Below are 13247 nucleotides of genomic sequence, written 5' to 3'. Positions count from 1 at the left end.
ATGCTGGCGAACGTCATCACCGATTTCACCGATCAACTCAAAGACTTCTCAGGCAACTGGTGGTTCCTGCTGGTCATCTTTGCGGTCGCGCTCCTCGACTCGATCCTTCCGATCGTTCCTGGCGAGACCACAGTGATCCTGGGCGGCGTGGCCGCCGGTGCCGGCGACCAAAGTCTCTTGCTCGTCATCATCGCCGGTGCGACCGGAGCGTTCGTGGGCGACAATCTCGCCTATGCGATCGGGAGCAATTTTGAGGGCCTGGTCAACCGGTGGGCAGACAGAAAGCCAGAGCGACGGGCGCGGCTGGATGGGGCCGCGCACCAGATCCGCAAACGCGGTGGCCTGCTCTTGATTACCGCACGATTCATCCCTGGCGGCCGCACCGTGCTGACCGTGTCTTCGGGCGTCACGCAGCAGCCACGCCGTTGGTTCATGTTCTGGATCGCCATCGCTGTCACGATCTGGGCGTCGTATGCCGCCATCCTCGGCTTCGTGTTCGGGAAGCAATTCGAAGACAATCACACGCTTGCCTTCATCCTGGCGTTCGTTACGGCGCTGTCGATCACGGGCATTGTCGAACTGGTCCGCTGGCAACGCGACCGTCGCAAGACCGCAGCGGCCTGAAGCCGGCGCGGTGCCAGGCGACGTGTCTCTATGGTGCACACTAGGGATATGACGACGAACACAACCATTGCTGCCCTCGCCTCAATCGAACTCTTCGCCGGGCTCTCGAAGAAGGAACTTGCCGCGATTGATCGATTGATGACACCGATCGACATCAAAGCCGGCAAGGAAGTCATCAAGGAGGGCACCGCCGGTCGCGAAGCCTTCATCATCGTCGAAGGGACCGCATCGGTCTGGCGCGACGGGAAGTTGATTGCATCGGTCGGCAAGGGTGCCGTGCTGGGCGAAGTGGCGCTGCTCGCCAACCGGTCACGAACCGCCACGGTGCAGGCCGAAACCGCGATGACGGTCGAAGTGCTCAACCGTCGCGAGTTCGAGCAACTGCTCGATCAGAGTCCCGCCATCACACGCAAGCTCCTCGTCGCCACTGCGAAGCGGGTCCATCAGCTCGAACCCTCGATGCTGAGCTGAAAACACCGAGAGTTTGCGACGCAGTCGGCGAACGGTTGCGAGCGACGACGTGACGCCCCGTACGCTGACGATCGATGATCGCAGTGGTGCCGGTTCGAGAGAGCGTTCTGCCAGCTGGCACCGACGACGCCATTGCTGAATGCGATGGCAATGTCGTCCTGGTTGGTTCAGGCGTCGATGACATCGACCTGACTGATCGAGCTCGAACGGTCACACTCGTCGACCTGGGCGATGTGGAGATCGCGCGCTGGGCGCGCCACCTTGCAGCTCTCATCAACTCAGCCGACGACGTCGTTCTGCCCGGCTCGACCGACCAGGTTGTGCTTCCCCACTGCCCCGATGGTCGCGACCTTGCACCAGCACTTGCGCTTCGCCTCAGCCGACCGCTGTACGCCGGCGCTACCGCGCTCGCTCATGACTCGGTATTCGTGGCTCGCTCCGGCGGCCGCGAGCTCCACGAACTTCGGCCCAGTGGCGCCTTCGTCGCCACGCTCCAGCCGGGTATTCGCGGAGCAGCGTCGTTTGACGGCCACCCCGAAGTCCGGCGCGTACGCGTCGATCACGAGGCGGTGTCCGGCCATGATGCGACCGTCGTGGAAATCTTGCCTCCTGACGTCCGCACGATGGACCTGTCCGAGGCACACCGCATCGTCGGTGGCGGCGCAGGACTTGACAGCGAGGAACGGTTTGCTCAGCTCGCAGCATTCGCTGCCGACATCGGTGCGACCATGGGAGCCACCCGGGTCATCACGGATCGATCGTGGGTGCATCATGACAAGCAGATCGGCACCACCGGCGTCGTGGTCGATCCGAAGTTGTACCTCTCCTTTGGAGTCAGCGGGGCGGTTCAGCACACCGCCGGACTCGGCAGCCCCGACCACATCATCAGCGTCAACACCGACCCCCACTGCCCCATGATGCACATGAGTGACCTCGCCATCGTGAGCGACGCGAATGCAACGCTTGCAGCGTTGACCCGTCTGCTCGCCGAACGCTCAGCCAACACGGCGGAGACCCCCGCATGACCGAGTTTGACGTCGACGTCGTCGTGGTCGGCGCTGGCCCAGCCGGCGCCACGGCCGCCACGGTGCTCGCACGGGCCGGCCACTCGGTCATCCTGCTCGAACGCGGCCCGTTCCCCGGTTCAAAGAACATGTATGGCGGCGTGGTCTATCCCCGCATCCTCGACCAGCTGCACCCGCAATGGTGGGAAGAAGCACCGGTGCAGCGCTGGATCACTCGCCGCTCCACGATGGTCTTGACCGACGACCAGGCGGTCAGTGTCGACTTCCGGAGCCAAAAATGGGGCAGCGCTCCCTACAACGGTGCCACGGCATTCCGGCCCGATTGGGACCATTGGCTCGCCAGCAAGGCCGAGGCCGACGGCGCGACCCTTGTCTGTTCCACGACCGCCACCGGTCTGCTGCGCGAGAACGGCCAGGTCGTTGGTGTCACCACCGACCGTCCTGACGGCGACTTGCGTGCCAGGGTCGTCATCGCCTGCGACGGCGTCAACAGCTTCCTCGCCAAGGAGGCGGGGATGTACGGCGAGGTCGACGCGGCGAACTACACCGTCGGCGTCAAAGAGACCATCGCACTTCCCAAGGAAGTCATCGACGAGCGCTTCGGCGTCCGTGGCCGCGACGGGATGGACATCGAAGTGCTCGGTGGCACATCCGGGGTCAACGGTGGCGGCTTCGTCTATACCAATCTCGACACGCTCGCCGTGGGGTGTGTCCTCAAGCTGCCCAAACTCGCAGCCCAGGAGTTGCGTCCCGAAGAGATCATCGAGCGGTTCAAGCAACACCCCGGCATCGCCCCACTCGTCGAAGGTGGCGAGGTGCAGGAGTATTCAGCGCACGTGATCCCCGAGGCTGGCTTGTCGATGATGCCGCAGATGACTGGCGACGGCATCCTCATCGCCGGAGATGCAGCCGCGATGTGCCTGGCCGCCGGCCTGTGGCTGGAGGGCGTGAACTTCGCCATGGCAAGCGGCATTTACGCCGGCGAGGCGGCCGTGGAGGCGCTCGCATCCGGCGACGCTTCTGCCAAAGGCTTAGCCGGATATGAGCGCCGGCTCAACGACACATTCGTCTTGCGCGACCACAAACGTCTGCACCGGGCGCCTGAGATCGTGCTGTCGGACCGGGTGCAGCATCTGTATCCGCAGATGATCGCCAACTCGGTCGAGCGTATGTTCCGCGTCGACAACCCGACGCCGAAGCCGGGCCTGATCCGGGTGCTCAATCAGGAACGCAAGCGCGCCGGGTTGAAGGTGCGCCATGTCGTCAGAGACACACTCGAGGGATTGAGGACGTTCGGATGAGCAAGATCAGTGACCGCTGGGCCAGCATTGCGGCCGCCGGAACCAAGGAAACCGAGCAGTGGCCGACCCGCTCGTTCGAAGACCTCATTGGATCGACGCGCTTCGACGTCCATGAGCGGGCGCACATCGTTGTCGACGACACCGTGTGTCGTGACTGTCCCAGCCGCGAGTGCATCGTTGCCTGCCCGGCCAAGTTGTTCGTCCCGACGAGCGACGGCGGCATCCTGTTCAACTACGAACAATGCTTCGAATGTGGCACGTGTTATCTGGTGTGCAACAAGGAGGGCGCCATCTCGTGGAGCTATCCCGAAGGTGGCCACGGCGTCGTGTTCAAACGGTCGTGAGTCGCGTCACCGTCTGTTGGAAATGGGTCTCGGTCGATGGTGGCGACGTCGATCCACGTTGGTCCGGGGTGTCCCCAGCCGATGAGGCGGCGCTCGAGGTCGGCCTGCAACTTGCCGGCACCGACGACGTGACCGTTGTGTGCGTCGGTCCGGCAGAAGCTGACACCGTGCTGCGCGATGCGCTCGCCGCTGGCGCGCACCACGCCGTGCGAATCAATGCGACCACCGCCGCAAGCAACGACGTTGCTCATGCCATCGCTGCGTTGGCCCACGATGCCGACCTCGTCGTGTGCGGCGACTACTCACTCGACCGCGGCACCGGTTCCGTTCCCGCGTACCTCGCGGCGCACCTCGGCGCAGCACAGGCGTTGGGACTGGTGCACATCGACCCCTCGAGTTCACCCCTGCGTGTCATTCGACGACTCGACGGTGGCCGCCGCGAGGTTCTCGATGTACCAACGCCGGCTGTGCTCTCCGTCGAGGGATCGGTTGCCCGGCTGCGCCGTGCTCCGCTCGCCGCGGCGCTACGCGCCAAGACTGCTGAGATCAGGGTGTCGCCAGGCCCCGCCGCTGCCGAGGACATGGCTCAGATCACGGCCTACCGTCCTCGCGCACGCCAACTCCCCGCTCCGGCGGGTGGAACCCTGGCCCGCGTACGCGACATTCTGGACATCGGAGCAGCCGAACAGACGCACGCCGAGACAGTGACGCTTGAACCAAGCGACGCCGCCGCGCTGGTGATCGAACAACTCGACGAGTGGGGCTACCTCGGAGAACAGCCAACCGATTGAGGTGACTCCCGATCGCCGTTCGCGCGGTTGGGACCCCTTGGCGGCATGATGGTCCGATGCGATTGGGCGACGCAACGTGGAGTGATGTGCAGACGCTCCTCAATGACCCGATCGCTGAAGACGGCACTCGAGCTCCGTTGGTCCTCATCCCCATCGGGTCGACCGAGCAGCACGGCCCGCATCTCCCGATGTCGACCGACACGTTGATTGCCGAGGAGATCGTCGCGCGTGCGATGCATCTCACCGACGGCCTCATGGTCGGCCCCACGCTGACCGTCACCGCATCGGGCGAACACGCCGGCTTTCCTGGAACGCTCTCGATCGGGACCGCGGTGATGCACGACGTGATTCTCGAACTTGGGCGGAGCGCTGATTGGGCCGCTGGCGTCGTGTTCGTCAATGGCCACGGCGGAAACGCGAGTGCCCTCACCGCTGCCGTAAGCACACTTCGTCACGAGGGTCGCCATGTGTTGTCGTGGTCGCCGAAGTGGCCGCAGCGCGCCGACGGCGGCGCCAAGGACCTCCACGCGGGCCGTATCGAAACGTCCCTCATGCTCGCTATCGACCCCGGTCTCGTCCGACTGGAACTGGCCGAGCCTGGAATCGACGCTGACATCGAAGAGCTCCAACGCGTCGGGGTCCAAGCGGTCAGCGCGAGCGGGGTGCTCGGAGATCCGACCGGAGCATCCGGCGGCGAGGGCGACCAGTTCATCACCACCTTCGTCAACGACCTGGTGCATGCCATCGAAGCCTGGCGACCGATCGATCCCACCCCAATCGGGTGAGGCTGTGATGGTCTCCGCCACGACCGCGTCGGCCGGGGGGCTCACACGCCGTTACGTTCGCGATCGGTCATGGGAGCGTTTTGGGAACGTCGTGCTGGCCGGCTCGCCGCTGACGGTGTTCCGCGCGACCGTGGCCGGCGGGCGCGTCCTCGATGCCATCGAGCGCGATGAACCCGTTGCGGCATCACCGCTCGTCGATCGCCTCCTCGAGACCGGATCGATCCATCCAGTCCCGGAGCAACCGTCGACGCTGTCCATGGACGACGTCACAGTCGTCACCCCGCAACTCGGAGGTGTGGCGACCGTGGACGGACGAATCGTGGTCGACGACGGCTCTGAGCCGCCGCTTGCGGGGGCACAGGTCCGCCTCGACCTGAACCGCGGCCCGGCAGCAGCGCGCAACGCAGCGCGACCACTCGTCGACACCGAACTCATTGCCTTCGTCGATGCCGACGTCGATCTCCTCGATGACGTCGGCATCGGCTCGTGGCTTGACGCGCTGCTCCCCCACTTTGACGACCCGAATGTTGGCCTGGTGGCTCCGCGCGTGACCGGCGAAGTCGGGTCGCCGCTCGACCTCGGTGATCAGCCCGCACGAATTCGGAGCGGCACTCGGGTCAGCTATGTTCCCGCCGCCGCGCTCGTCGTACGAACCGCCGCCTTCGATGCCGTCGGTGGATTCGACGAACAATTGCGGTTCGGCGAGGACGTCGACCTGGTCTGGCGGCTCGATCAAGCCGGATGGCGATGCAGGTATGAACCATCATCGGCGGTCTGGCACGATCCGCGACGCACGCTGATCGCCCGCATTCGGCAACACGCCGGATACGGATCGTCAGCAGCACCGCTGGCCCTTCGTCACCCAGGACAGCTGTCACCGGTACACAGCAACGGCTGGACTGCCGGAGTCTGGGTCGCAGCGCTCGGCGGACATCCCGCAATCGCGTGCGGTCTTGCTGTCAGCACTGCGCTCCGCCTGGCGCCGAAACTTCCCGGGGTGCCGGCAGCTCGCTCGTTCAGGTTGGCAATGACTGGCCATCTCCGCGCCGGTCAACAGTTCGCTGCTGCGATCCGACGGGTGTGGTGGCCGATTGTGGTCGTCGGGAGTCTGTGCTCACGACGCTTCAGGTGGGCCGCGCTTGCGTCGATCGCGGCCAGTCCCTCGACCACCACGACCGATGTCGCCTACGGCTGGGGTGTGTGGGCCGGCATGATCCGCACTCGCACCATCAACCCGCTACTCCCTCGCTGGCGGCCCTGGCCCGGCCGGTGAGCAGCTGCAACAACTCTCGCGGGTACATCTCACCGCAGGGCGACGACCGATCGACCGAATCCAGCGATTACCGTCGTGTCGGTGACGATTCGATTGACGATCCGGACCGCGGTCTGGCGCAGCCATGTTGCTCGAATTGCCAACGCGGTCGACGAGGCCGGCGGTGGATTGGTCCCCGTGGTCAAGGGCAACGGCTACGGATTCGGCCGCAACTGGCTGGCAGCGGTCGCTGCTGACTTCTGCGACACCATCGCCGTTGGCACCGTGCACGAACTTGACGGCCTGCCCGATCAGCTCACGGTCGTCGTCCTGACACCCACACTGTCGCCGCCCGAGGCACCCGCATCGGGCTCGTCGGGCCCCGTGCTCACCGTTGGCAGTCAGGCCCACATCGATGCGCTGGCAAACTGGGGTGGCCGGGTGATCGTCAAGCTCGTCAGTCCCATGCGCCGATTTGGGGGGGACTACGAGATGGTCGAGCTCGCCAAACGTGCAGGACTTCACGTCGTCGGTGTCAGCATTCACCCACCGCTCGCTGGGTCCCCCGAAGAACACGCAGCAGCGATCACCGACCGGCTTGACGACATCGACACCTCCATCCCCGTCTGGGTCAGTCATCTCGATCCTGATCAGTACCGCGCCCTGCCCGCCACCCACCAGTTCCGTTTGCGACTGGGAACGATGCTGTGGCACGGCGACAAGTCCGCGCTCCACCTCGATGCCGACGTGCTCGACGTCCGTCCGATCACCGCCGGCGGCACCGCCGGCTACCGCCTCGGATCAGTCGCAGCCGACGGACACCTCGTGATCATCGGCGCCGGCACCGCCAACGGCGTGGCGATGATCGATGAAGGCGATCGCGGCAGCCTCAGTCCGTTCCACTTCGCGCAGACACGGCTGGCGCTGCACGAACCGCCGCACATGCATGCGTCAATGGCGTTCGTCCCGGTCGGAAACGCGCTCCCATCGGTCGGTGACCACGTCGACGTGCAACGCCCGTTGCACATGACGGCGGTCGACGAGTATCGATGGCTCTGAACACGAGCACGCTGACCTCGCCGGCGGCCGGTTCGACGCGGCGCCAGCCCGGCCCCGACGTCATTCGGGCGCTCGCGCTCATCGGGGTGGTCGTGATGAACTACCACGGCTACCTGATCATCCGCGGTGCATCTCGCGGCGACGGCTGGGCCGATGATCTCTTCAATCCGTGGACCGGTCCGCTCGCGACCCGCTTCGCCGCAACGTTCGTACTGGTGGCAGGCGTCGGCGTCACACTGCTCACGCGTCGAGCCATCGGCGATACGGACCGTGTGACCGAGATGCGGTGGCGGCTCGTTCGACGCGGCGCGGTTCTCTACGCAGGCGGGTTGTATCTCGACATGATCTGGGAAGGCACGATTATCCCGTTCTACGGCGCGATGTTCGTCATCGCGGCCGGCCTGTTCACCCTGCGGTCGAGATGGATTCTCCTCATCGGTGCTGGTGCCGTCGGGGCAGGCGCGCTCCTTCGCACCTGGAGGTTTTGGCAGCAAGAAGCTGGCGAGAGCACGGCCTGGCTCTTCTCCCCGTCAGAGGGTTCTCCGCAGAGCTACGTCTTCAACGTCTTCGTCAACGGCACGCATCCGTTGCTTCCGTGGCTCGGTTTTTTCTGCGCGGGGATCCTGCTCGGACGCATGCTGGGGCGGCCCGATTGGCGAGCGATTGTCGGCGGCACCGGCTTGATGCTGTTCGCCGGTGCCTCGGTCGCGCGCGATGGCGCCGACACCACGTTCCAATCGCTCGTGCTGTCGACCCAGCCGGCGAGCCGAAGTGTGATCTTCTTCGCGAGCGCGCTCGGGACGGCCCTTCTGGCCTACGTCGTCATCGATGTCATCGCCGAGCGTTTCCCGACCGCCGTCGATCCGTTGCGCCGGGCAGGCCAGCTGACGTTGACGCTGTACTTGCTCCACATCGTGGTTTTCAACTTTGTCGTCGACTGGATGGGTTGGGTCGTCCCGACCGACCTGTCGACCTCACTGCTGTTTGCTGGCGGCTTCTGGATCGTGGCGATCGCGCTCGCCAACGTGTGGCACCGCCGATTAGGCCGTGGTCCCGCCGAGCGGGTCTATCGAGCCATCGGCGGCTGAGTCCGCAGAAGCGCTGGACTTCGCCGACGACTGCTGACCTTGAGTCCCGCTGCGAACATCGCGACGGCTGCCACGCCATCCGACTGCGCCAGCTCCGATCAGCGGCCCCGAGTCAGCGAGTCGCGACGGGGTGATCCTCGCTCCAGCGCTGTACGGAAGCTTCGCGTGCTCGTCGAGTGACATCTGCGCCGAGTGGAAGAAAGTGGCTGCGAATCCCAGTGCGACAGCACCACCGACCACGACAAGTGACAGATCAAGCGAGTTGCAAATCGAGGCCGCAGCTCGACCGACCAGTGTCCCGGTCCGTTGCATGATCTCGTACGTCGGCTCCGTTGGCGGACGGCCAGTGATCTGCTCGATCGCAAGACCCGACGCCTCTGCTTCCAAGCATCCCTGTGCTCCACAGCCGCAACGACGACCGCCCGGCTCCACGATGATGTGTCCAACATGACCGGCATTGCCCGACTCGCCATCAAGGAGTTCGCCATCGAGCACGATCCCCCCACCGATCCCTGTCGAGACGGTCATCGCACAGAAGTTCGGATGACCCTGAGCCGCGCCCAACCAACCCTCCGCCAAGGCGAGCGCCTTGGCATCGAGATCGCCGTACACCGGCAACTGAGTGAGCTCACGGAGCCGTCGACGCAGCGGGAATTCCCGCCAGCCGGCAATGTTGACCGGCGAGACGGTTTCAAGTTGGCGGGTGACCGGACCAGCGCACCCGACGCCGACGCTGCGGATACGAGCGTGCTGCTCAACCGCTTGCGACTGCATTTCCGAGACGAGCCCGGCAAGTGCCGTCCAATGCGACTCGGAGCCGACGTCACGTTCCACTTCGACTCGAGCACGCGCCACGAGTTCACCCCGAGCAGTGATCAGGCCGGCCGCGAACTTTGTCCCACCGATGTCGACACCGAGCACGACATTGGTTGGGGGCACCGAGGCGACATCGATCTCGTCATCGACTTCGACGGATTGATCGTCGTGCGCATCGCGCTGTGCGGTGTGGTTGCCGTCGGCCATCTGACGCCGACCGTATCGGTCGCGCCCCGTGCCGCATTGAAATTCGTTTGCTACTTCACGAAGATTCTTGCCGCGAGCCCATCAGTGCTCGGAGACCCGACGAGCATCTTCGACGAGATTGATCTCGTAGAGCACTTCGTCGAGCGCGTCTGCGGCGCTCATGGCCGAGAACCGTTGCGGGTTGTCGGGCGTGCAGCAGGATGGGACAGGTGCCAGCACGGTCCAGGGACGCGGGTGGCAGAACTGCACGACGCTGTATCGCTCGCCGGTGTAACCCGGCGAGGCGACGACGCGATGCCAGCCGATTGGAATGGCGCCGTTCGTCAACCGTTCAAGCATGATGCCGGTGTTGATGATGACACCGTTGTCGGGTGCCACTGCGTCGGCCCAGTCATCGCCGACCTTGACCTGCAATCCCGGGGCCGTGGCGCGCGGTAGCGCGGTGATCAGATTGATGTCGCCGTGCTCGGCTGCCCACACGTGGGCCGGCCCGGTGCCGTCCTTCCCGGCGTCGGGGAGTTCTCCCATCGACGGGTAGCGGATCGCCCGCGTGAGCGTGGGCCCGTCCGCGACCATGTCGTCGAAGAACGTTTCATGACAGCCAATACCCACAGCGATGATGTGCAGGAATCGGCGCTGGAGATCCGCAATTGAATCATGGAATCGATAGAGCACATCGGTGATCCCAGGCACCACTGACTCGGGCAGCACCTGATCGGGGTAGGCCGTTGCGAAGTTGCGTCGCAGGGGATGCCCGGAGGCGATTGGTGTCGACCAGTTGAGCATCTCCTTCCAATCCGGTTTGTCACTCGACGCTGCAGTCTCGACCAACAACCCGGTGTAACCCGTTTGACCGTTTGCACCAGGCGGCGTGAATCGTTGCTTCTCATCCGGCTCTTTTTCGAAGAATTCCCGGAGCATTCCGTAGGCAGTGTCGAGCAGATCTTCCGAGAGGTCGTGGCTGGTGTAGACGAAACCCGTTGCAAGGCTGCGTGTGACGCCATCGACCACGGCGCGCCGTTGCTCGGAACTGCCCGTTTCGAAGGCGAGAAGATCGACGTCGAGAATCTGATCACTCATGTCGGAAAGGTTATCGACCGGCACTGACGCCCGGTCGACCGGCCTGACCGCTGACTCACGGTGCACACCAACGGCGAACAGCCGCAATGCTGGTGTGATGTCGCTCTCTGCAACAACATCGATCTGGTCCGTCAGATCTCTGCTCTCGGTTCGCAGTATCTGCTCGACTGCATCGACCGGGTCAATCTTGTCGATCGCGTCAGTCGGCTCAATTCTGTCGATCGCCTCCGCCGGCTCCATCTTGTCGATCGCGTCCTCGGGCTCCATTCTCTCCGTCGGCTCCTCTGGCTCCATTGCATCGATCGGATCGGCAGGTTCAATCGGCGGGCTTGGTCAGGCTGGCGCATTCGAACCCCGGCGGGCGGCCACAGCGACCGGCGTGTTCCTCGCTGCAATCGCGCTCATCGCGTGTGCTGCACGACGGCGACGAGGTCACTGAGCGATTGCGCCGGCGCGCATGCCAACATCTCAGGCCATGAGCGACAACCCGACGAACAGCACGACCGAATCGAACCAGGCACGCGACCTTTTCGACCTCACCGACCGAGTCGCAGTGGTCACCGGCGGGTCCCGCGGTCTCGGGCGCGAGATGGTGATGGCGTTTGCCGAGCGTGGTGCCGACGTCGTCATCGCCAGTCGCAAGCTCGACAACTGCGAACAGTTGGCGACCGAAGTGACGCGAGCAACCGGACGCCGGGCGATTCCCGTGGCGTACCACGCAGGCAACTGGGACGACAGCGAGCGACTGGCCGACCTTGCGTACCGCGAGTTCGGCAAGGTCGACATTCTCGTCAACAACGCTGGAATGTCGCCGCTCTACAAGTCAGTCGACTCGATCACTGAGGAGCTCTACGACAAGGTGCTCGACGTCAACCTGAAAGGGCCGTTTCGGTTGTCGGCGCTGATCGGAACGCGAATGGTCGACAGCGGCAACGGCGGATCGATCATCTTCGTGTCCTCAATCGCATCACGTCGCCCCAGCCCCCAGGAGTTGGTCTATGGCGCGGCCAAGGCCGGGCTCAACAACCTCACCTACGGGTTGTCGCGCACGTTCGGTCCAACCGTGCGGGTGAACTGCATCGTGCCCGGCCCGTTTCTCACCGATATCTCCAAGGCCTGGGACCTCGAAGCGTTCCAGGCCCGAGCCGCGGATGCCTTTGCTCTCGAGCGGGGCGGCGAACCCGGCGAGGTCGTCGGCGCTGCGCTGTACCTCGCGAGCGACGCATCGACGTACACCACGGGCGCTCTGATCGACATCGACGGTGGCCCGCGTTAGCGACGAAGGGCTCAGGGTGTACGAGGGCCTAGACACCGAGGACTTGGCGGACGGCGGCGATCACGTCGTCGTGGATTTCCCCCGAAGTGGCGACGACGCCACTGTTGGTCTCGAGACATGCTCCGTGCGCGAAATCGAGCGGCGCGCCGGTCACGTCAGTAACCCGGCCGCCGGCCTGCTCGACGACAAACTTGCCGGCAGCGTGGTCCCAGATTTTCTCGCGGTAGTCGGCCCTGGTCGGAAGTCGAAGATAGATCGATGCGTCGCCGCGTGCGACCGCGCCGTACTTGCATTGGCTGTCAATGCGAAACGGCTCTGATGTGATGCCCAGCAATTGAGCGATCTGCTGCGACTGCGACTGGTCGGAATGGCCCGACTCGACCGACTCACAGAACTTCGCCTCAGCAACTGCGGCCGGCGCCACGACGGCGATGTCGACCGGATCAGGCGAGGCGCCGTAGAACGCTTCGCATGAGCCCTCAACGGCCGTGAAGATTGCGCCCCTTGAGCCGTCTGGGTTGGGAAGGTTCGGACAGCCCAACACACCGAGAATGACCTCGCCATCGTCGATCAGCCCGAGCGCAACGGCGTACTGATCGCCGCGAAGAAACCCTTTGGTGCCGTCAATTGGGTCGAGCGTCCAGTAGCGGCCGGACGACGCTGCGCGATCGGCCGAAGTCCCCGTGGCGATCCAGTCGAGCACGTCGGCATGCGATGCTCCTCCGCGTTGCCCGCGCACGAGCTCCGTGACACCGGCGAGCAACTCATTCGCCGTATCGGCGCGCAGATCATCGGCATCTTCCTCACCGATCATCACCACGTCTCCGAGTGCGTCGCCGAGTTCCGCGCACACCACGGCTTGGGCCGCGAAGTCGGCAACCGTGACCGGACTGTCATCGGACTTGGTGAGCGTGTCACCGGCAGCGAGTCGGCCTTGCGCTGCTGAACAAAGACGGCTTGCAGCAGTCACTGCCGCGAGGGCCGCATGGACTTCAGAAGGAGAGGCGCTCATCGGTGTGCGACTCTAACGAGACCGCACCACGCAGTGATCGTGGAGCCGGGTGCGAGGATCGAACTCGCCACCTCATGATTACAAATCAAGTGCTCTACCAACTGAGCTAACCCGGC

At 64.6% G+C, this 13247-nt stretch carries 14 protein-coding genes and 1 tRNA gene; 11 read left to right on the top strand and 4 right to left on the bottom strand.

Features of this window, described 5'->3' with window-relative positions; genetic code table 11:
• The 10 genes from ACH2DW_RS05410 to ACH2DW_RS05365 all read left to right on the top strand — a co-directional run bounded on the left by ACH2DW_RS05410 (position 1) and on the right by ACH2DW_RS05365 (position 8740).
• A complete protein-coding gene (locus tag ACH2DW_RS05410) occupies positions 1-624 on the top strand; it encodes a DedA family protein (RefSeq protein ID WP_394928697.1) in 624 nt (207 codons plus the stop codon).
• A gap of 48 nt (positions 625-672) precedes the next feature.
• A complete protein-coding gene (locus ACH2DW_RS05405; protein ID WP_394928696.1) occupies positions 673-1095 on the top strand; it encodes a cyclic nucleotide-binding domain-containing protein in 423 nt (140 codons plus the stop codon).
• A gap of 74 nt (positions 1096-1169) precedes the next feature.
• Entirely contained in the window at positions 1170-2120 is a 951-nt protein-coding gene (locus ACH2DW_RS05400) for a mycofactocin-associated electron transfer flavoprotein alpha subunit (protein WP_394928695.1), read from the top strand.
• Positions 2117-3421, top strand: coding sequence for an FAD-dependent oxidoreductase (locus tag ACH2DW_RS05395; RefSeq protein ID WP_394928694.1), 1305 nt, complete (start codon positions 2117-2119; stop codon positions 3419-3421). Before ACH2DW_RS05400 ends, ACH2DW_RS05395 begins: the two co-directional genes overlap by 4 nt.
• Positions 3418-3765 (top strand): ferredoxin family protein, encoded by a 348-nt coding sequence (locus ACH2DW_RS05390; RefSeq protein ID WP_394928693.1) that lies wholly within the window; start codon positions 3418-3420, stop codon positions 3763-3765. Before ACH2DW_RS05395 ends, ACH2DW_RS05390 begins: the two co-directional genes overlap by 4 nt.
• The gene (locus ACH2DW_RS05385; RefSeq protein WP_394928692.1) at positions 3663-4556 is read left to right on the top strand and encodes a mycofactocin-associated electron transfer flavoprotein beta subunit; all 894 of its coding nucleotides are present in this window, start codon (positions 3663-3665) and stop codon (positions 4554-4556) included. The genes ACH2DW_RS05390 and ACH2DW_RS05385 overlap by 103 nt, the downstream gene beginning before the upstream one ends.
• Positions 4557-4612: 56 nt before the next feature.
• Positions 4613-5341, top strand: coding sequence for a mycofactocin biosynthesis peptidyl-dipeptidase MftE (mftE, locus tag ACH2DW_RS05380; protein WP_394928691.1), 729 nt, complete (start codon positions 4613-4615; stop codon positions 5339-5341).
• A gap of 7 nt (positions 5342-5348) precedes the next feature.
• A complete protein-coding gene (locus ACH2DW_RS05375; protein ID WP_394928690.1) occupies positions 5349-6614 on the top strand; it encodes a glycosyltransferase in 1266 nt (421 codons plus the stop codon).
• 81 nt (positions 6615-6695) lie between these two features.
• Positions 6696-7652 (top strand): alanine racemase, encoded by a 957-nt coding sequence (locus tag ACH2DW_RS05370; RefSeq protein WP_394928689.1) that lies wholly within the window; start codon positions 6696-6698, stop codon positions 7650-7652.
• Entirely contained in the window at positions 7643-8740 is a 1098-nt protein-coding gene (locus ACH2DW_RS05365) for a DUF418 domain-containing protein (protein WP_394928688.1), read from the top strand. The genes ACH2DW_RS05370 and ACH2DW_RS05365 overlap by 10 nt, the downstream gene beginning before the upstream one ends.
• Here ACH2DW_RS05365 and ACH2DW_RS05360 read toward each other — a convergent pair.
• Positions 8693-9763, bottom strand: a complete 1071-nt coding sequence (locus ACH2DW_RS05360) for an ROK family protein (RefSeq protein WP_394928687.1) — start codon at positions 9761-9763, stop codon at positions 8693-8695. The genes ACH2DW_RS05365 and ACH2DW_RS05360 overlap by 48 nt on opposite strands.
• Before the next feature lie 81 nt (positions 9764-9844).
• The gene (locus ACH2DW_RS05355) at positions 9845-11137 is read right to left on the bottom strand and encodes a 2-oxoglutarate and iron-dependent oxygenase domain-containing protein (protein WP_394928686.1); all 1293 of its coding nucleotides are present in this window, start codon (positions 11135-11137) and stop codon (positions 9845-9847) included.
• A 181-nt stretch (positions 11138-11318) separates the two neighbouring features.
• Here ACH2DW_RS05355 and ACH2DW_RS05350 point away from each other — a divergent pair, with 181 nt between their 5' ends.
• On the top strand, positions 11319-12119 hold the full coding sequence (locus ACH2DW_RS05350; protein ID WP_394928685.1) for an SDR family NAD(P)-dependent oxidoreductase: 801 nt from the start codon (positions 11319-11321) through the stop codon (positions 12117-12119).
• 28 nt (positions 12120-12147) lie between these two features.
• On the opposite strand, the gene ACH2DW_RS05345 is transcribed toward ACH2DW_RS05350, so the two are convergent.
• Complete coding sequence (locus ACH2DW_RS05345) at positions 12148-13131, bottom strand: 3'(2'),5'-bisphosphate nucleotidase (RefSeq protein WP_394928684.1); 984 nt, start codon at positions 13129-13131, stop codon at positions 12148-12150.
• A 40-nt stretch (positions 13132-13171) separates the two neighbouring features.
• Positions 13172-13247: transfer RNA gene (locus tag ACH2DW_RS05340), tRNA-Thr, on the bottom strand.

Source organism: uncultured Ilumatobacter sp. (assembly GCF_963980585.1).
Taxonomy (GTDB): domain Bacteria; phylum Actinomycetota; class Acidimicrobiia; order Acidimicrobiales; family Ilumatobacteraceae; genus Ilumatobacter_A.
Note: the sequence above shows the minus strand (reverse complement) of the source record. Positions and strands in the feature narration are given on the sequence as shown.

Coding starts and splice junctions, on each gene's coding strand:
- ACH2DW_RS05395 (WP_394928694.1), top strand. CDS start 2,117: ATGACCGAGTTTGACGTCGACGTCGTCGTGGTCGGCGCTGGCCCAGCC.
- ACH2DW_RS05385 (WP_394928692.1), top strand. CDS start 3,663: ATGCTTCGAATGTGGCACGTGTTATCTGGTGTGCAACAAGGAGGGCGC.
- ACH2DW_RS05400 (WP_394928695.1), top strand. CDS start 1,170: ATGATCGCAGTGGTGCCGGTTCGAGAGAGCGTTCTGCCAGCTGGCACC.
- ACH2DW_RS05365 (WP_394928688.1), top strand. CDS start 7,643: ATGGCTCTGAACACGAGCACGCTGACCTCGCCGGCGGCCGGTTCGACG.
- ACH2DW_RS05405 (WP_394928696.1), top strand. CDS start 673: ATGACGACGAACACAACCATTGCTGCCCTCGCCTCAATCGAACTCTTC.
- ACH2DW_RS05375 (WP_394928690.1), top strand. CDS start 5,349: ATGGTCTCCGCCACGACCGCGTCGGCCGGGGGGCTCACACGCCGTTAC.
- ACH2DW_RS05355 (WP_394928686.1), bottom strand. CDS start 11,137: ATGGAGCCAGAGGAGCCGACGGAGAGAATGGAGCCCGAGGACGCGATC.
- ACH2DW_RS05410 (WP_394928697.1), top strand. CDS start 1: ATGCTGGCGAACGTCATCACCGATTTCACCGATCAACTCAAAGACTTC.
- mftE (WP_394928691.1), top strand. CDS start 4,613: ATGCGATTGGGCGACGCAACGTGGAGTGATGTGCAGACGCTCCTCAAT.
- ACH2DW_RS05390 (WP_394928693.1), top strand. CDS start 3,418: ATGAGCAAGATCAGTGACCGCTGGGCCAGCATTGCGGCCGCCGGAACC.
- ACH2DW_RS05345 (WP_394928684.1), bottom strand. CDS start 13,131: ATGAGCGCCTCTCCTTCTGAAGTCCATGCGGCCCTCGCGGCAGTGACT.
- ACH2DW_RS05350 (WP_394928685.1), top strand. CDS start 11,319: ATGAGCGACAACCCGACGAACAGCACGACCGAATCGAACCAGGCACGC.
- ACH2DW_RS05360 (WP_394928687.1), bottom strand. CDS start 9,763: ATGGCCGACGGCAACCACACCGCACAGCGCGATGCGCACGACGATCAA.